At 49.3% G+C, this 19,067-nt stretch carries 16 protein-coding genes; 5 read left to right on the top strand and 11 right to left on the bottom strand.

From position 1 onward, the window contains the following. Both HXZ99_RS03755 and HXZ99_RS03750 read left to right on the top strand, forming a co-directional pair. Window positions 1–642 carry an elongation factor P hydroxylase gene (locus tag HXZ99_RS03755; RefSeq protein WP_194755915.1) on the top strand — a complete coding sequence of 214 codons (642 nt, stop codon included), beginning with the start codon at window positions 1–3 and terminating at the stop codon, window positions 640–642. Then, on the top strand, window positions 635–1,777 hold the full coding sequence (locus HXZ99_RS03750) for an ATP-NAD kinase family protein (RefSeq protein WP_194755914.1): 1,143 nt from the start codon (window positions 635–637) through the stop codon (window positions 1,775–1,777). The genes HXZ99_RS03755 and HXZ99_RS03750 overlap by 8 nt, the downstream gene beginning before the upstream one ends. 9 nt (window positions 1,778–1,786) lie before the next feature. On the opposite strand, the gene HXZ99_RS03745 is transcribed toward HXZ99_RS03750, so the two are convergent. Further along, the gene (locus HXZ99_RS03745) at window positions 1,787–2,107 is read right to left on the bottom strand and encodes a 2Fe-2S iron-sulfur cluster-binding protein (protein ID WP_194755913.1); all 321 of its coding nucleotides are present in this window, start codon (window positions 2,105–2,107) and stop codon (window positions 1,787–1,789) included. Window positions 2,108–2,255: 148 nt separating this feature from the next. Between HXZ99_RS03745 and gpt the strand changes: the two genes are divergently transcribed. Continuing rightward, entirely contained in the window at window positions 2,256–2,741 is a 486-nt protein-coding gene (gene gpt / locus HXZ99_RS03740) for a xanthine phosphoribosyltransferase (RefSeq protein WP_194755912.1), read from the top strand. A gap of 76 nt (window positions 2,742–2,817) precedes the next feature. Here gpt and HXZ99_RS03735 read toward each other — a convergent pair whose 3' ends face one another. Further along, the gene (locus tag HXZ99_RS03735; RefSeq protein ID WP_194755911.1) at window positions 2,818–4,536 is read right to left on the bottom strand and encodes a proline--tRNA ligase; all 1,719 of its coding nucleotides are present in this window, start codon (window positions 4,534–4,536) and stop codon (window positions 2,818–2,820) included. Between the two features lie 101 nt (window positions 4,537–4,637). Then, window positions 4,638–5,345 (bottom strand): tRNA (N6-threonylcarbamoyladenosine(37)-N6)-methyltransferase TrmO, encoded by a 708-nt coding sequence (gene tsaA / locus HXZ99_RS03730; protein WP_194755910.1) that lies wholly within the window; start codon window positions 5,343–5,345, stop codon window positions 4,638–4,640. Window positions 5,346–5,626: 281 nt separating this feature from the next. Between tsaA and HXZ99_RS03725 the strand changes: the two genes are divergently transcribed. After that, window positions 5,627–6,292 carry a hypothetical protein gene (locus HXZ99_RS03725; RefSeq protein ID WP_194755909.1) on the top strand — a complete coding sequence of 222 codons (666 nt, stop codon included), beginning with the start codon at window positions 5,627–5,629 and terminating at the stop codon, window positions 6,290–6,292. Between the two features lie 87 nt (window positions 6,293–6,379). Here HXZ99_RS03725 and HXZ99_RS03720 read toward each other — a convergent pair whose 3' ends face one another. Further along, complete coding sequence (locus tag HXZ99_RS03720; protein WP_194755908.1) at window positions 6,380–6,790, bottom strand: H-NS family histone-like protein; 411 nt, start codon at window positions 6,788–6,790, stop codon at window positions 6,380–6,382. Window positions 6,791–7,128: 338 nt separating this feature from the next. Here HXZ99_RS03720 and HXZ99_RS03715 point away from each other — a divergent pair, with 338 nt between their 5' ends. Further along, complete coding sequence (locus HXZ99_RS03715; protein ID WP_194755907.1) at window positions 7,129–7,701, top strand: hypothetical protein; 573 nt, start codon at window positions 7,129–7,131, stop codon at window positions 7,699–7,701. 48 nt (window positions 7,702–7,749) lie between these two features. On the opposite strand, the gene HXZ99_RS03710 is transcribed toward HXZ99_RS03715, so the two are convergent. From HXZ99_RS03710 to HXZ99_RS03680, 7 genes are all read right to left on the bottom strand, one after another. Further along, window positions 7,750–9,384, bottom strand: coding sequence for an electron transfer flavoprotein-ubiquinone oxidoreductase (locus tag HXZ99_RS03710; protein ID WP_194756060.1), 1,635 nt, complete (start codon window positions 9,382–9,384; stop codon window positions 7,750–7,752). A gap of 68 nt (window positions 9,385–9,452) precedes the next feature. After that, complete coding sequence (locus HXZ99_RS03705) at window positions 9,453–11,645, bottom strand: putative bifunctional diguanylate cyclase/phosphodiesterase (protein WP_194755906.1); 2,193 nt, start codon at window positions 11,643–11,645, stop codon at window positions 9,453–9,455. Window positions 11,646–11,765: 120 nt separating this feature from the next. Next, on the bottom strand, window positions 11,766–13,712 hold the full coding sequence (locus HXZ99_RS03700; RefSeq protein WP_194755905.1) for an acetoacetate--CoA ligase: 1,947 nt from the start codon (window positions 13,710–13,712) through the stop codon (window positions 11,766–11,768). A gap of 16 nt (window positions 13,713–13,728) precedes the next feature. Then, a complete protein-coding gene (locus HXZ99_RS03695; protein ID WP_194755904.1) occupies window positions 13,729–14,652 on the bottom strand; it encodes a hydroxymethylglutaryl-CoA lyase in 924 nt (307 codons plus the stop codon). 2 nt (window positions 14,653–14,654) lie between these two features. Next, window positions 14,655–16,631, bottom strand: coding sequence for an acetyl/propionyl/methylcrotonyl-CoA carboxylase subunit alpha (locus tag HXZ99_RS03690; protein WP_194755903.1), 1,977 nt, complete (start codon window positions 16,629–16,631; stop codon window positions 14,655–14,657). Between the two features lies 1 nt (window position 16,632). Further along, window positions 16,633–17,448: an enoyl-CoA hydratase-related protein gene (locus HXZ99_RS03685; RefSeq protein WP_194755902.1), complete on the bottom strand. Its 816-nt coding sequence runs from the start codon at window positions 17,446–17,448 to the stop codon at window positions 16,633–16,635. A gap of 11 nt (window positions 17,449–17,459) precedes the next feature. Beyond that, a complete protein-coding gene (locus HXZ99_RS03680) occupies window positions 17,460–19,067 on the bottom strand; it encodes a carboxyl transferase domain-containing protein (RefSeq protein WP_194755901.1) in 1,608 nt (535 codons plus the stop codon).

Here is a 19,067-nt window from a genome sequence, read left to right as displayed (position 1 = left end):
ATGTCGAAATCGAGCCAACAGCAACAAAGAATGCAGGCGGATCATGTGATCCGCCTGTTTAACAAGTGCTTCTTAGAATCGGAACACACCGTGCTAGTGCGTGGCGAGGGTGAACCGATCTATCAGCCCGCATCAAACCGATCGCAGTATCATCAGGTGGTATTTGCCCATGGCTTTGTACGTTCAGCCCTGCACGAAATTGCCCATTGGACATTAGCCGGGCGTGTGCGCCGACAGTTACTAGATTATGGTTATTGGTATGCTCCCGATGGCCGCACGGCGGAACAACAAGCGCGTTTTGAACAGGTTGAAGTCAGTCCGCAAGCCATTGAATGGTTGTTAAGTTTAGCGGCAGGCGTATCCTTTGAAGTGAGTGTGGATAATCTTGCTGGGGGTGAAGTCACGGATCGGGTGAAATTTACCCGTGCGATAGTGGCACGAGCCACCGAACGCATGCGGGATGGCTTGCCACCGCGCGCGGAGCGGTTTATGCAAGCCCTCTGTGCAGAACGAGGGTTCGACATGCTGACCCAGGACGATGTCACCCGTGCCGGTCATGAGCTTATCGCCAATGAAGTCGCCAGAGCCGCCCTTAAAGACGAAGTCGCAGCCTCATTAATGGAGTCAGCAAAGAGTGCATGAGTTTAAGCTCGCGTTAGTTATTAACCCCTATGCAGGAATTGGCGGTGCTGTTGCTTTAAAAGGCAGTGACGGTGCTGCTGTGCGCGCAGAAGCTTTGGCACGGGGCGCAGAATTAAAGGCCGGCAAGCGCGTTGCTACCGCATTGGCCTTTCTAAAACCGTTTCGCGATCGTATACGCTTTCTCACAGCCGCAGGTGATATGGGGGCTGCAGTGCTGGAGTCTCTTGGTTTTCATTACGATATTGTATACGAACCTGCGCAACAGCAAACGGAAGCAGAAGACACTCGCGCTGCGGTGACCTTGCTTGCCCAGGAACATCCCGATCTCCTAATTTTCGCGGGTGGTGATGGAACCGCGCGGGATGTCGTGACAGGTTTAGGCGATAACGAAATACCGGCGATTGGTATTCCTGCAGGGGTGAAGATTCACTCAGCGGTGTATGCGGTGTCGCCATCGGCTGCTGGCAAGGTGCTCTATGCACTTCTCAATGGCGAACTAACCACACTCCGCGCTGCAGATGTGATGGACTTAGATGAAGAGGCTTATCGCAGCGGTAGAGTAAAGGCCAAACGCTTCGGTGAATTGCAAGTTCCTGGAGAGCTTGAATACATGCAAGCAGTAAAAATTGGTGGCCGCGAAAGTGATGATTTAGTGCTTGCGGATATTGCTGCGGATGTCATTGAAAGCATGCAGCCAGATGCATTGTATTTGATGGGGTCGGGGTCTACCGTGGCCTTTATTATGGAAGAGCTAGGGCTTACGAACACGCTGTTGGGTGTCGACGTTATTTGTAACGAAACAGTCATTGCCTCCGATGTGACTGGCCGACAATTAGAAGCTCTGATATTAAATGCCCGCGAAAAAGGGCAAACGATTTATATGGTCACCACCTTAATTGGTGGGCAAGGCCATATATTTGGACGGGGCAATCAGCAATTTACGCCTCTGGTGTTACGGACGGTGGGACGTGAACATTTAATCTTGGTTGCCACCAAGGCTAAATTACAGGCCTTACAAGGGCGTCCGTTACGCGTTGATACAGGTGAGCCAGAACTCGATCAAGAATGGGCGGGCTTTATTGCCGTGGTCTCAGGCTACCACGACCGCACCATGATTGCGGTCGAGGAAGCCTAAGCGGGGGATTTAAAATTGCGAACGCGGCATGTGTACGACGATGCCGTCGAGCTCTTCACTCATGGTAATTTGACAGCTTAACCGACTGTTCTCTTTTGGTTCACGAGCCACATCGATCATGCTTTCTTCAATGTCGTCAGCCGGTTGTAATTTGTTAAGCCACTCAGGATCGACATACACATGACAGGTGGCACACGACATCACGCCGCCACACTCACCAATAATGCCATCGAGCATGGCATCTGTTGCGGCTTCCATTAAACTTTGCCCCACTGGAACCTCTAATTCGTATTCGCCGCCTTTGGCATCAATAAATACAGCTTTTGGCATTGCTATGATCCTATTCGTGATTAATCTATTAGTGATGCATATCTTGCGATATATCAATTTACGGAGCCGAACCCCGACACACATTTATATAAGCCGATGATATACTTATACGCACTTGGCAACGAATCCTATCATAAAAGGAGCAATCATGGGATTGCATGAAAAGCATGAATACTTCGTATCTTGGGAAGAACTGCACCGCGCTACCCGAGAACTTGCGCGCCGGCAATTACCCGCAGAGCAATGGCGCGGCATTATTGCTGTGAGTCGAGGTGGTCTCGTGCCAGCAGCGATACTCGCGCGTGAGTTGAATATTCGCTTAGTGGAAAGTGTTTGTGTGCGCAGTTATGCGCACCAATCACAAAGTGCCAAACCGGAAATGCTGAAAGATGTATCCTGCAGTGAGGATGGCGCAGGCTTTATCGTGATCGACGATTTAGTGGATACCGGCAATACCTTGCGCTTTTTGCGAGAGCGCCTACCGAAAGCGAAGTTTATCACTGTGTATGCCAAGCCCGATGGTTTGCCGTTAGTGGATGAATACGAAGCGGATATCGACCAAAATACTTGGATACACTTCCCGTGGGATATGCGTTTGCATTATGTGGATCCGTTGGCCGGTGAAGACCGGTAGTTACGAGAGAACTTAGAAAAACGCCATGGTTCATTCGAGCCATGGCGTTTTTTGATGCGTTCAACGGGTTATTTGATTAGGACTGGTTTTGAATAAAGCCAAGCACATCGCTAATTGCGAGAGTTGATTTCTCGCCAGTACGGCGATTTTTATATTCGACGGCTTTTTCATCGAGGTTGCGCTCACCAATGACAATGGTGTGCGGGATGCCGATGAGTTCCATATCGGCGAACATCACACCAGGACGCTCTTTACGGTCATCAAATAGCACTTCGATACCAGCACCTTTGAGATCGTTATAAATGCGCTCTGCGGCTTCCTGGACGCGTGCAGACTTGTGCATGTTCATGGGCAGTACAACCACTTGGAACGGCGCCATGGATTCTGGCCACTGAATACCGTTGCTATCGTGATTTTGTTCGATCGCTGCCGCAACAATGCGGGAAATGCCAACACCGTAACAGCCCATAATGAGGTTCTGGTGCTTGCCGTCTTCATTCAATACGCCAACTTTCATTGCGTCACTATATTTGGTACCGAGCTGGAAGATATGTCCCACCTCAATTCCGCGCGCAATATTTAGGGTACCTTCGCCATCAGGGCTAGGGTCGCCGGCACGCACATTGCGTAAATCAGCAACTTCGGGTAGAGGGAGATCACGGTTCCAGTTAATGCCGAAGAAATGGAATCCATCTTCATTAGCACCGGCACCAAAATCATTGAGGACGGCTACGCTGCGATCAACAATACATGGGATTGGGAGGTTTACTGGACCAAGCGAGCCAGGACCTGCGCCAATGGCCGCACGAATCTCTTCGTCGCTGGCAAACAACAATGGGGAGCCCACTTGCGGTAGTTTCGCTGCCTTAATTTCATTGAGCTCGTGATCGCCACGGATAATTAATGCGACTAACTTGCCTGACGGCTTACCGTCATCGTCAGCGCCGTGCACAACTAAGGTTTTCACGGTTTTCTCAATGGCGATATCGAACTGTTCTACTAAGGCTGCGATAGTCTTGGCGTTAGGTGTGGCTACTTTTTCCAGCGTCTGACTTGGCTCTGCTAAGGTTTCTGCACTAACGGCTTCGGCTAATTCCACATTTGCCGCATAATCAGAACTATCGGAGAAGGCGATATCGTCTTCACCCGAACTTGCAAGCACGTGAAACTCGTGAGAGACACTTCCGCCAATAGAGCCAGTGTCGGCGATAACCGGACGGTAATCCAAGCCTAATCGGGTAAAAATATTGCAGTAGGCTTGATACATTTTTTGATATGTATCTTCTAAAGATGCTTGCGTCGTGTGGAATGAGTACGCATCTTTCATAATGAACTCGCGCGAACGCATCACACCAAAACGTGGCCGAATCTCATCACGAAACTTCGTTTGGATCTGGAACAAATTCATGGGCAGCTGCTTGTAGCTGCTCACTTCTTTGCGTACTAGTTCACTAATTACTTCTTCGTGGGTTGGACCGAGAACGAAATCCCGCTGGTGTCTATCTTTAAGGCGCAGTAACTCAGGGCCGTAATCTTCCCAGCGACCTGATTCTTCCCAAAGATCCCCGGGCTGTACCATAGGCATCAACACTTCGATTGCGCCGGCGGCTTCCATTTCTTCGCGCACCACTTGTTCAACCTTACGCAAAACACGTAGCCCAGTTGGCGTCCAGGTATATAAACCGGATGCGACTTTACGTACCATGCCGGCACGGAGCATAAGCTGATGACTAATAACCTCAGCATCAGCTGGCGTTTCTTTAAGGGTTCCGAGAAGGTACTGACTAGTGCGCATGTCGTGGATACTCGTCCTGATGTATTCAATAAAGGCCGCATTTTAGCAGGCTGAAAGATAGCCAACCAAGTCTTTTCGGCCTAAATCTGAATTGTTCGAATTTATTCGATCGAAAATACGTAATTTTTCTCGTTGTGCACGCGCCATTTTATATTGAAATGGTACAAATGCATGCCGTAATCTTTATCCATGTGCGCATCTTTCTGATACGCGGGCCGCGGATCTTGCGCTAACACTTCGGTAATAAACTCACGCAGCTGTGGATATTCAGATTGTTGCTGCATAAAGGCTTCTGCAGCGTCGCTGAAGGCTATACCCAATCCAGTATCTGGCCGCTCGTCGGCAAAGCCTCCCAATGCCCCTGGATGCGCATCGGCGTAAGGTAGATAGGGCTTGATATCAAGTACCGGGGTACCATCGAGCAAATCTAACCCACGCACATGTATGCGGCTCTTGCCCTCTTGCTGTTCGATGCGAACTACCTCGACCACCGATAAGCCCATGGGGTTCGGACGAAACGTCGAGCGTGTCGCAAATACCCCTTTGCGCTGATTTCCCCCTAAACGAGGAGGGCGGACGAGAGGGCTCCATCCCTTATCTGCGGTTTCATGAAACACAAACTGAATCCACACATGGCTAAACGCATCTAATCCACGCAAAAAATCCGGATGGGAAAACTCTGGGAGCATCTCAATCACGCCATAGGCGTGCTTCACTAATCCCGGTTGGCGGGGAATCGCAAATTTTTGTTTATACGGCGAGGAAACCATGGCGATCGTTTGCATGTTCCAGTGCTGATGCTCTGACATAAGGCAATTTCTGTGCTAATTAAGATTAGTGTATTTCACCACAACGCCGTGGATTACGCCATCTTATCAGGCTTTGCATTTGGAAAAGAAATTAAAGATCAATTGGTTATGAAACTGGCATGAGGATTGCTTATATTTCTATTGAGTGTTTTATAGAACAACTTATAAAAAATTTGGGTATCCATGTATACAAACGCATTTTTTAGCGACACGCGACGCTATTAAAAGCGTTCATGACAATAACCAGCGTGACGCTGGACACCATCAGGAGTGTAATCACAATGACAACGGCAACAACTCATAATCACGAAATGCGCGGACATTTCTTCAAACATATAGCCTTTATGGCGTTACTGCTCGGCGGACTTTTAATTGCCGACAGCGCTATTGCCGCCGAAAAAGAAGTAACTCATAGTATCGACTTGGCAGGTATTGAACGTATTGAAATTCACAATGGGGTTGGGACGGTACACATTCGTCGCGCCCAAGGTGAGACGGCTGAGTTAAAAGTTGAGTTCGAAGGCAAACGCAGTGGGTTGATGCGACGCAAAAAAGATGTGTCGCGTATGGATGTTGAAATTCGGACGCGCGGCGATCGGCTGAGTATCTCTTTTCAAGAAAATAACGTCGAAGCCACCATGTACCTTACTTTGCCAGACCCATCTGTACTCGATATCCATGTTGGCGTTGGTGTCATTGACGCAGAAGTAGGGGAAAGCTCTGTCACTGCGAGCATGGGCGTGGGTGATGTGACCATTCGCGGCTTGGTTGACTATGCAGGTGATATTTCCGTGGACGCCGGTGTTGGTGCTGCTCGCATTACGGGTGGTGACAATGTATCTAGTTCGCGGGCGATTGTGTCGGAAAAGGCGTCTGGCCGGGGAAAGGGAACATTTCCAATTAAGGCCGATGTAGGGGTTGGCGACGTGAAAGTGATTTTAAATTAAACGCTGGAAAAGTGACTGAAATAAAAAGCGCATCGACTGTTCACAGTGGATGCGCTTTTTTAATACGTTTACCAATAAACGAATGGTTTATTTAATCAAGAAACTCTCTAAAGATTTGCCTTGATTTAGTGCTTTTTGAATTGGCTTAGGCATACGGCCTTGACCTGTCCAAGTTCTGCGCTCACCATTGCTCATCGTGTATTCATACTTAGGTGGCTTTGGCGCACGCTTACGTTGTGACCGTTTTACCGGGGCGCGGCCAGAAGCACCAAGAATATCTTCCGGGTTTAAGCCAGCGGCTTGAATATCTTTGCGAATCCGTTCAATGTCTGCCAGTTTAGCGGCTTCTGCACGCTTTAGCTCAGCTTCTTCTTCCTTGCGTTGTTCAATCACGTTATCTAGCTTCACAGCTACTTCTTGTAACTCGGCTACTGATAAGTCTTTCGTTGCTGCATTCAAGCGACGCGCATGGGTAAGAATATCTGTAAATTCGCTCATTTAAGTTCCTATTAAAATTTCTGCTTTCAGGGTGAACTATAAATATTGATTCATGGGATGATTACATCCGCACGCTTTTATTTTACAACATATAGGTTTAAATAGTTCAATAATTTATATGTAAATTTTATATTTAGCTATTTTACGCAATTGCGTATGAATTGAGCTGGTTCTTTTATTTTTAACTGCGCATATTTTTCCGTTATATCATCGCTGTAACAACCTGTGCCCACAAATGCGTAACCTCATTATTCGTGCTATGTTTTTATCAAGCAATAATTGGTTTGGGTAGGCACCGTCTATTCATTTAATGGGACCAGATGATTTGGAGGTGCAGAGTGTCTGTATTTAAGCAAAGCGTGTGGCTAGGTTCGTTAGCTGGGGTTTGTCTTTTATTTTCTCTGCAAGGTTTTGCATCGGATTATCAGCGGCAGTTGGTATACCAATGCCTAAATGCGTGGGCGACCGCTGAAAAGATTCAAACCGAGGATGCAGAAATGGCTCCGGAGCAACGGCGATTGAGATCGCGATATGAAACGGCAGAGCGAGAGATTCGAGAACTGGATCGGGAGCTGGAGCACAAACAACGACGGGCGAATAATTGTGATCGCCAATACAGTCCGGTTTTTTGTAATCACCTAGATAATGAAGCGCGAATTGTTCGAAATGAGCGGCGTGATATTGTTGAAATTAGCAATCGGCTTGCAGCAGAATTGAATAGAATTAATGACCGAGCCACTGAATTAAAACCCCAACTGACCGCAGCTGCTGAGCTTGCAGACGCCAGTTGTGGCGAGGCTTTAGAAATGAGAGTGCCAAACTCTATATTTCGACAGCAATGCCGACATGTTGATTTTGAGCCAGGCAGTTCAATTCTAGAAAAGCTTCAAAGTAGAAATATGTGCGAATAGCGGTTGCTTCAAAATTGTTCTTTACGTTTTCAAGCAACCGCGTTGGTTTTACATATTCGGGTAATTCGGACCGCCAGTGCCTTCTGGGGTTACCCAGCGAATATTCTGGCTTGGGTCCTTAATATCGCACGTTTTACAGTGAATACAGTTCTGCGCGTTAATTTGGAAACGCTTTTCTCCGGAATCACTGGTCACCACCTCATACACACCCGCAGGGCAGTATCGTTGGGCTGGCTCATCGTATAAGGGCAAGTTCACGTCAATTGGAATAGACGCATCTTTTAATTGCAAATGACAAGGTTGATCTTCTTCGTGGTTAGTATTGGATAGATATACCGACGAATTACGATCAAAAGTGAGTTTGCCATCAGGTTTCGGATACTCAATTTTTGCCGCCGCGTCAGCTTTTTGCATGCCGACGTGATCCGGCTGTGTATCTTTGAAGGTAAACGGCAATTTACCACCGAACCAGTTTTGGTCGATGGTGTTATACGCACCGCCACCCCACATGCCCCATTTATGAATGACAGGACCAAAGTTACGCGAGCGATACAGTTCATCATAGACCCAAGAGTTTTTAAAACGCTCTGTATAATCGGTGAGATCGCTCCCGAGCTGTTCGTTACTCAGGGCTTCAAAAATGCTTTCTGCAGCCAACATACCACTCTTCATGGCGGTATGATTGCCTTTGATTTTGGCAAAGTTTAACGTGCCGGCGTTACAGCCCACCATAAGTGCGCCTGGCATGGTCATTTTTGGTAGCGAATAGAAACCACCTTTGGCGATGGCGCGTGCGCCATAACTTACACGCTTACCACCACTCAGATATTTCTGAATCTCTGGATGCGTTTTGTAACGCTGAAACTCCGCAAAGGGGTTCACGTGTGGGTTGGTGTAGTTCAAATCGATGATTAAGCCAACGAATACTTGTCCGTTTTCTGCGTGATATAAATAACCGCCACCTGTGGCGTTATCCTTTAATGGCCAACCGGCTGTATGAACAACGAGCCCAGGCTTGTGTTGTTCAGCGGGGATATCCCAAATTTCTTTAAAACCAATGGCGTAATGTTGCGGCGTGGCATCTTTATCAAGCTCGTACTTGGCAATTAGCTCTTTTCCTAAGTGACCACGGCAACCTTCAGCAAATACAGTGTACTTGGCCCGTAGCTCCATACCCGGCATGTAGCTGTCTTTGGCTTCGCCGTCAGCACCCACACCCATATCACCGGTGATAACACCTGCAACAGCGCCGTTGTCATCATATATGACACTAGCGGCGGCGAAGCCGGGGAACACTTCAACGCCCATCGCTTCGGCTTGCTCCGCCAACCAACGACACACGTTGCCCATACTGACAATATAGTTACCGTCGTTATGAAATGTTTTCGGCACCATAAAGTTTGGCATTTTGCTGGCACTAGTGTCGTTTTTGAGCATGTAGATATCATCACCGATAACCTCGGTGTTGAGAGGCGCACCGCGCTCTTTCCAATCAGGGAACAATTCATTCAGTGCTTTTGGTTCAAGCACGGCCCCAGAAAGAATATGCGCACCTACTTCCGAGCCTTTTTCGATGACGCATATTTGTAGATCTTGTTCTTTTTCCTGAGCGAGTTGAGCGAGTCTGCAGGCGGTACTTAAACCGGATGGGCCAGCACCGACGATCAAGACATCGAACTCCATACTTTCGCGTTCCACAGCTTGGTCCGCCATAGTGAAAACTCCTACATAGTTCTTCGAAAAACTGACAATTAGCTTATTTTAACAGGAATTACGCCATCTGGCTGCGTCAGTAATTGAGTGAGTTCATCCGCTGGGAGCGGACGACTGTAATAAAAGCCCTGACCGATAGTACAACCGCGGGCGATTAAGAAATCGGCTTGTTCCTGAGTTTCTACCCCTTCAGCAACAATACCTATGTCTAAATTTCTAGCGAGGCTCACAATGGTTTGCGTAATCGTTGCGTCATCTTTGTCATCGGGAAGATCTTTAACAAATGATCGATCAATTTTTAGGGCGTTAATCGGGAAGTGTTTGAGGTATGACAACGACGAATAACCCACACCAAAATCATCGATGGCTAACGTAATGCCGTTATCACGCATATCGTGCATAAATTGAGTATGGGCGCTGCTATTCTCAATAAGTACTTGTTCGGTGAGCTCCAGCTCTAAGAAAGCCGTTGGAATACCGGCACTCTTCACGGCAAACAGAATTTGCTCGGTCAGATCGGGCAGTTGGAAGAGGCGACCGGAAATATTCACGGAGACGCGTAAATCATTAAAACCAAGATCGCGCCAGCGGGCTAGTTGACGGCACGCGGTTTGCAAAACGAATTCGGAAATTGGCACGATCAGTCCTGAATCTTCGGCGATAGGAATGAAGCGATCGGGGCCAATCATACTGCCATCATCTTCAATCCAACGCACGAGGGCCTCAACGCCAATCACTTTGCGCGTGGTCATATCAACTTGCGGCTGGTAATAAACCACTAATTTATTCTGTTCAATGGCGTAGCGTAACTTCTTCGACAGATCCAGTCGTTCGCTGAGCTCATCATGAAGTTCTTGGCTATACACATGCCAAATATTCCGGCCTTTATCTTTTGCTCGGTACAGTGCGGTGTCTGCGTGCCGCATAAGTTCCTCGGCGTCTTCTTCACCGGTTTGGGTTAATGAAATCCCAATACTACCGGTGACAAATATTTCATAGCCTTCCACATGAAACGCGGTATCGAGGGCAGCAATCACTTCGTCAGCGAAGTCTTCTAAATCTTTTTGCTCTTGTAAGTCGCTTACTAAAATTGCAAATTCGTCACCACCGAGCCGCGCAAGCAAGGAGCGCCCAACATGCAATTCGGATAACCGTGCTGCCACTTGTTTGAGTAGGGCATCACCAATGTTGTGTCCGAGGGTATCGTTAACTTCTTTAAAGTGATCGAGATCGATCAGAAGCACACCAATTAACTCTTTCTGTTCACGCAACCGCATGATTTCAGACTTCAGGTGGGCGATAACTGCATTGCGATTTGCTAAGCCGGTGAGAGAATCGTGCTCTGCAAGGTAGGCGACGCGTTTTTCAATCTTTTCACGCTCTTCGATTTCGTCATAAAGCTCTCGATTGGCTTCTTTGAGCATGCGCTCACGCACACGACTCACTCCGAGCAAGTACAACACAAAAGTCATGAGGGTGGTGACGAGAGCACCAGAAATAAGCACCAACAGGGGAAGTTTGCTACGCATGCTTTGCAGGCGAGCTGGAGAGGGCCAGAGCTCCATGTGCCAGCTTTCACCGAACAATTGGAATACGCGATCAGAGCCCCACTGAACCCGCAAACTATCATCATTGGCGTAATTAAATAGAATCCCACCGTCCGATTGACGCATCACCCGAAATTGAGAGCCTTCGACAATATGGCGGCCGACAATGAGGTGAAGGAGACGATTGGTATCTAGTAGACCCGCATAATATCCATTCGGCTCCGTTTCTAATTGGGGAACAATTAACAGCAGATCTGCAGGGTGCTCGCCCATACCATCAGCGGAGATGAGATAGCGCACCCCGTGATTAAATTTAGGCAACCAAAGCTGGATGTCTTGAGGAACCTGCGACGGTGTTTGCACAGCAGGATAGCGAGCGCTAATGTCGCCGGTTGGCGTAATCCAATACAAGGTGCGGAAATGACGATAATAGGAGGTGATGGTTTCACCTTCAGACACCCACGCTGGGCCATTCAGCCCTTGTCGACTTATCCAGGTGAATCCGAACATATGAGACTGCAGTTCACGGCGTACTTCAAGCTGCAGTGAATAAAGCTCGGCATCCAGTTGATCGCGAATATTGACGTTATCTGCATAGCGCAACGAGAAGGTCAGAAGTAGTGTAAGCACTACTCCTGTTAGCCCGGCAATAATGGCTTCCCTGTGTTTTCTCAGTTTGCGCATGTTGTTATTATCATTATGTTTGTTTGAGCCATTTCCATCATTACGCAAATAAAGAAAGAACGCAATCGTGCATCACGTTCTTTAAGTTTTTTACGCAAATAGCAGCTGTTAGTCTCTCGTTTACGACAGTTCAGCGCGGTTTTTAAAATAGGCGAGCGCTTCTGGGTTCGCCAGAGCGTCGGTATTTTTCACGGTTTCTCCGTGTACAACTTGCCGAACAGCTAACTCAACGATTTTTCCGCTGATTGTCCGAGGTATATCGGCCACTTGCAGAATAACTGAAGGAACATGTCGCGGCGTTGCATTGGCGCGAATCACACGTTTGATTTCATGACGTAATTCATCGGTTAATTCGATGCCGTCCCGAAGTTTTACAAACAAAACGATGCGCTCGTCGTCTTGCCAGCGCTGACCAATGGCAATGCTCTCAAGTACCGCATCTACTTTCTCTACTTGCCGATAGATCTCTGCAGTACCAATGCGCACGCCGCCGGGGTTAAGCACCGCATCGGAGCGTCCATAGATAATCACGCCTTGCTGCGGGGTCAGTTCCGCATAATCACCATGGGCCCAAATATTGTCGAAGCGATCAAAGTAAGCGCTGTGGTATTTGCTGCCATCGCTATCGTTCCAAAACCCGGTAGGCATACAAGGAAAGCTCTGTTCGCAGACCAATTCGCCTTTCTCAGCAATCACCGGCTCGCCGGCGTCATTATAGACATTGACGGCTAAGCCGAGGCCTCTGCATTGTAGTTGCCCTCGGTAGACCGGCAGGTTCGGATTACCAAGTGCAAAGCACGAAACGATATCAGTGCCACCAGAAATGGAGCTTAAGCACAGGTCTGGCTTGATATCGCGATAAACATAATCGAAGCTTTCAGGCGCCAGTACAGAGCCGGTGGTGAGGATGCTACGAAGTTGCGATAGCTGGTGGCTTTGTCGTGGTTTTTCACCGGCTTTTTCTAATGCAGCTAGATACTTGGCACTGGTTCCAAATACGCTGATACCTTCGCGATCAATAAGATCGGGCATCGCCGCTGGAGAAGGGTAGAAAGGAGAACCATCAAAGAGCGCTAAACGTGCACCTAATGCGAGTCCAGAAACCAGCCAATTCCACATCATCCAGCCACAGGTGGTGAAGTAAAAGAAGGTATCATCGCGCGTAATATCGGTGTGTAACGCTTGTTCTTTGATATGTTGCAGTAATGTTCCGCCAATACCGTGCACGATACATTTAGGGACGCCGGTCGTGCCGGAGCTAAACATAATATAAAGCGGATCGTTAAACCGGCGCGGCACAAAATGGATGTCCTTCGCGTCGGAAATTAAATAATCGTTCCAAGCCACTGCGTTAGTAATGGTGTGGGCGTCTGGGGTAAAGGCAATGACGACTAAGGTTTCTAGGGTGGGCAACTGTGCCCGAATTCCGTTTACTTTGTCGCTTATATCAATGGTTTTGCCGTTGTAATAATAACCGTTCACGGCGAGCATCACTTTGGGCTCAACCTGTCCAAACCGGTCTAATACCCCTTGCTCCCCGAAATCCGGTGAACAGCTCGACCACACCGCACCCAAACTGGTGGTGGCTAACATGGCAATAATGGTTTCAATGCAGTTGGGTAACATACCTGCAACTCTATCGCCAGCGACTACCCCTTGCTGCTTGAGCGCTGCCGCGAGTTGAGCGGTACGTTGATATAGCGCTTGATAGGTGATCTCGGTTCGCTCGCCAAGCTCGTTGGTAAAAACAACGGCAGGGCGGTCATCGCGATAGCGTAAAAGATTCTCTGCGAAATTTAACGAGGCCTCGGGAAACCATTGTGCGCCTGGCATTTTGTGGCCATCGCGCAGAATCGTATGTCCTTTTTCTCCGATGACATCAAAATGATCCCACAGGAACGACCAAAACTGCTCTTTTTCACTCACCGACCATTGATAAAACGAGTGATAGTCACCGGCAAATGAAACCCCATATTGTTTTTCGATAGCACGCATAAATTGGGTCATTTGCGTTTTTTCGATCGCTTCCGGCTTGGGGGCCCATAATTGGGTTGCATTCGTTGTCATCACGGCTCTCTTTTTATTATTCGTTGGAGGATGAAGATGTCGTGCCTGTGGCCAAGCGCGCTAGGCTCACGTTAGAACGGGGCTTGTTGCCAAGGGCCGCACAAATATCATGGCCCGCTGTAATCACAGCGTCCAAATCTATACCGGTCTCGATGCCCATACCCTCAAGCATGTAGAGCACATCTTCAGTGGCAACATTACCACTGGCACCTTTGGCATAAGGACAACCGCCAAGACCAGCTACCGCACTATCAATCACATGCACGCCCATAGGTAAACAGGCCGCAATGTTTGCTAACGCCTGGCCGTAGGTATTATGGAAGTGCAGGGCCAGATGGTGCATAGGTACTTCTTTGGCAACCGCCTCTAACATGCGTTGGGCCGCTAACGGGGTTCCAACGCCAATGGTATCACCAAGGGATATTTCGTAGCAGCCCATGTCGTAGAGCGCTTTGGACACACGCACTACATCGGCGATGGGCACTTCACCTTGATAGGGGCAACCGAGCACACAAGAAACATAACCGCGCACGGGAATGTCTTGGGCTTTCGCCGCCGCAATCACAGGGGCAAAACGCTCTAGTGATTCAGCGATAGAACAGTTAATATTTTTTTGACTAAAGGCTTCTGATGCCGCGCCAAAAATAGCCACTTCGTCGGCCTGAGCTTCCATCGCAAGCTCAAATCCTTTCAGATTCGGGGTGAGCGCGGTATAGCGTATACCGGCGTGGCGTTTTATAGCCCGCATCACATCACCACTGTCCGCCATCTGTGGCACCCATTTAGGGCTTACAAAACTGCCCGCTTCGATCGTTTGATAACCGGCGCCACTTAAGGCGTTAATCAGGGCGACTTTGGCGTCGCTCGACACCGCTTTTTCATTTTGTAGACCATCGCGCGGGCCTACTTCAACGATGCGAACTTGCGTTGGTAATGCCATAGTTACTCCGCAGCTGTGAGGCTAATGAGTTCCGCGCCATCGCTTACGAGTTCGCCGGCGGCAAAGAATACGTTGTCGACACTGCCGTTAAAGGGCGCGCGAATGGTGTACTCCATTTTCATGGCTTCCATAATCACTAAAGCTTGGCCTTCCGTGACGGTATCGCCTGCTTTTACATTGACAGCGACTATAGTGCCATTCATCGGCGCTGTCAGTGCTCCGGCCTCTTCTTCGTGAATCAGTTCCGCAACTGCATCATAGCGACGGGCGTCGAAACGGCCATAATCACTAAACAAGGTAAGGGCAGTACCCACTTCAGCCACTTCCGGCGTAAAGCGCTTATTGCCAACCGCAACAGCGCCATGGGGCAGCAGGGTAATTGTCCGGTCTGCGTCGGCCCAATGAATGGTATTCCCGTCTTGGGTTAAATTCATTTTCACCGGGGTGTCTGAGTTATTTGGTAGCAATTCAATGTGTTGCTTGGCCGCGGCATTCACTCGCCAACCGCTCGCCTGACTCCAAGGGTCTTGGCCATGGTTTGCTTGTTGCTGGCGAATGATATGTGCAGCAAGTACTAACAGTGCGTCCTGTTCATCAAGATCAGGAGCCTGCGCGAGCAATGCATCACCATATTGTTCGATAAAGCGGGTGGTCACTGCGCCGTCACGAAATGCTTGATGATCCGCAATGCGATACAAATAATCCGTATTGGTGGTCACACCCGCGATACGGGTATCGCGTAGTGCATGGCGAAGACGGCGGAGGGCTGAATCGCGATCTTCATCCCAAACGATAAGCTTGGCAATCATCGGATCATAAAATGCAGTCACATCGTCCCCTTGAATAATCCCGCTGTCCCAACGGCTGTAGGGGGAATTTTCAGGATGACGCAAGAAGGTGACGTTGCCGGTACTCGGCATAAAATTTTCATTAGCATTTTCTGCGTAGATTCGCGCTTCAAAGGCATGGCCATCTAGCTCGATATCATCTTGTTCGAGCGGTAACACATCGCCCGCAGCAACACGAATTTGCCAATCCACAAGGTCGATACCGGTAATCATTTCAGTGACCGGATGCTCTACCTGCAAGCGCGTATTCATTTCCATAAAGTAGAAGTCTTGGCGCTCATCAAACAGGAATTCCACGGTGCCCGCGCCAACATAGTCGATGGCTTGCGCGGCGCGCACGGCAGCTTCGCCCATTGCTTTGCGTAACTCAGGCGTTAAGCCTGGTGCGGGGGCTTCTTCAATCACTTTTTGGTGGCGCCGTTGCACCGAGCAGTCACGCTCTGCTAAATACAGGGCGTTGCCGTGTTGGTCGCAGAACACTTGAATTTCCACATGGCGAGGCTGCGTTATAAACTTCTCCACCAACATTTTATCGTTGCCGAATCCTGCTTTGGCTTCACGCCGAGCAGACGCCAAGGCTTCATGAAATTCACTGGCGGTTTCCACCACGCGCATGCCTTTACCACCGCCGCCATATGCGGCTTTTAAAAGCACGGGGTAGCCAATTTTTTCTGCTTCAGCCGCGAGTAAGTCATCGCTTTGGTCGTCGCCATGATAGCCCGGGACCAAAGGCACACCGGCTTCGTGCATAATTTTCTTAGCTGCACTTTTCGAGCCCATTGCGGCAATTGCGGCGACCGGAGGACCAATAAAAATCAGGCCGGCGTCGCTTAAGGCGCTCGCAAAGTCTTCGTTCTCAGAGAGAAATCCATAGCCAGGGTGAACTGCTTGGGCGCCTGTTTCTTGGGCTGCTGCAATAATGCGTTCGGCGCGCAAGTAAGATTCGCTGCTTGCGCTACCGCCGATGTATACGGCTTCATCTGCTTGAATCACGTGCTGAGCATTACGATCCGCATCTGAGTAGACAGCAACGGTTTTGATGCCCATTTCGCGCGCAGTTCGTATCACCCGACATGCAATTTCACCTCGGTTTGCGATCAATATTTTTGAAATTGGCGTTACTGTGGTCATCTTATTGTTTTCCGTCTGATTGTTTGGATTGCCATGCAGGTTGCCGCTTTTCTAAAAATGCGGTTAGCCCTTCTTGGCCTTCTTCAGAGACGCGAATCTGCGCAATGCGACGTGCGGTTTCTTGCACGAGCGCTTCATCAAGCGGGTGTTGGCTGACGTGCGCGATTAACGATTTACACGCTTGTAGCGCCGCGGGTCCATTATTCAGTAAGGCATCGATCAAAGGTTGCGCGGTCGCTAAAAGATCCTCGTCACCGTCCTCTAATACCGCAGTGACTAAGCCGTGTTGCAGGGCTGTTTTCGCACTAAAACGCTCAGCAGTGAGCATATATCGACGCGCTGCTGGCTCGCCAAGCGCTCGCACCACATAAGGACTGATCACGGCTGGAATTAATCCAATTTTCACTTCCGATAGACAAAAACTTGCACGCGCGGTGGCGATAGCCATATCACAGCAGGCGACCAGGCCAACAGCCCCGCCAAATGCAGCGCCATTGACAAGAGCGAGGGTAGGCAAGGGGAGATGATCCAACTCCCACATGAGCGCACCTAGTTCACCCGCATCGGCGACGTTCTCATCAAAGTTCTTCTCTGCCATCGAACGCATCCAGTTTAGATCCGCGCCGGCAGAAAAGTTTTTGCCTTGCGCTTGTAACACTAGAACACGTGCTTTTGGGCTATCTGCAGCTTGTTTTAGGGCTGCCCGTAACTGTGTAATCATGCGATCGTCGAAGGCGTTATGCACATCGGGACGATTCATGGTCAGCCAAGCAATACCTTGGGCATCGATAGACAGCTCTACATAGTTGTTTGACATGGTTTGCTCCCTTACATCCGGAACACGCCAAAGCGTGTGTCGGCAATAGGTGCATTGAGTGCGGCACTAATACTTAAACCCAGTACAGTACGAGTTTGCGCAGGGTCAATAATGCCGTCATCCCATAGTCGACCAGAGGCGTAGTAGGGATGGCCTTGATGTTCATAGGTGTCAACAATCGGCTGTTTAAAGGCTTTTTCTTCATCGGCAGTCCAAGTTTCACCCTTACGTTCTTTGCCGTCTCGGGTCACTTGTGCCATGACGCCTGCCGCTTGTTCTCCACCCATGACCGAAATGCGCGCGTTTGGCCACATAAACATCAAGGTTGGATCGTAAGCGCGTCCGCACATGCCGTAGTTACCGGCACCATAGCTGCCGCCAATCAGCACGGTAAATTTAGGCACTTGGGCACAACTTACTGCGGTCACCATTTTCGCCCCGTGCTTTGCAATACCTTCCGCTTCGTATTTTTTACCGACCATAAAGCCGGTAATATTCTGTAAAAATACCAAGGGGATTTTACGCTGCGCGCACAGCTCTATAAAGTGCGCGCCTTTTTGCGCTGACTCCGAAAATAGAATGCCGTTATTCGCGATAATACCGACCAGATATCCATGAATTCGTGCAAATCCGGTCACTAGGGTATTGCCGTAATTTTGCTTGAACTCATCAAAATCAGAGTCATCGACAATACGGGCAATCACTTCTCGAACATCGTATGGCTTACGCAAATCGGTTCCAACAATGCCATAAATTTCCTCGGCAGCGTAGCGCGGTGGTTTCACCTCAGCCACGTCAAGGTTGGCTTTTTGCGGACGATTTAAACGAGCCACGGAGCGGCGCGCGAGGTCGAGTGCATGCTCATCGTTTACAGCAAAGTGATCAGCGACGCCGGAAATCCGGGTATGGACATCGGCACCGCCTAACTCTTCGGCGCTGACTTCTTCACCGGTGGCAGCTTTTACGAGGGGCGGGCCGGCAAGGAATATAGTGCCTTGTTCCTTCACGATAATGGATTCATCGGCCATGGCGGGAACATAAGCGCCGCCGGCGGTACATAAACCCATGACCACAGCGATTTGCGGAATGCCTTTCGACGACATATTGGCTTGGTTGAAAAAGATCCGTCCGAAATGATCCCGGTCAGGGAATACTTCGTCTTGACGCGGCAAATTAGCACCGCCGGAATCGACCAAATAAATGCAGGGAAGGTGACAGCGCTCGGCAATCTCTTGGGCGCGCAAGTGCTTCTTCACGGTCAGTGGATAGTAGGTGCCACCCTTTACGGTGGCATCATTGGCCACAATCATACATTCCACACCACTGACGCGGCCAATCCCGGCAACGACGCCTGCGGCAGGCACGTAATCTTCGTACACGTCCCATGCGGCAAACTGGCCGATTTCTAAGAATGGGCTTCCGGCATCAAGCAGCCGCTGAATGCGATCCCGAGCAAGCAATTTGCCTCGGGAAACATGGCGCTCTTGATAACTTTTACCGCCGCCTTGTTTGATTTGGTCTGCTTTCTCGCGTAAGTCGGCGAGAACCTCCTGCATGGCCTTCTCATTGGTGAGAAAGCCCTCATCGCGGGTATTTACTTTACTGGAGAGGATTGCCAC

Source organism: Aliidiomarina indica, from assembly GCF_015354615.1.
Taxonomy (GTDB): Bacteria; Pseudomonadota; Gammaproteobacteria; order Enterobacterales; family Alteromonadaceae; genus Aliidiomarina; species Aliidiomarina indica.
The sequence above is the reverse complement of the archived record's forward strand: the minus strand, read 5'-3'. Positions and strand labels throughout refer to the sequence as shown.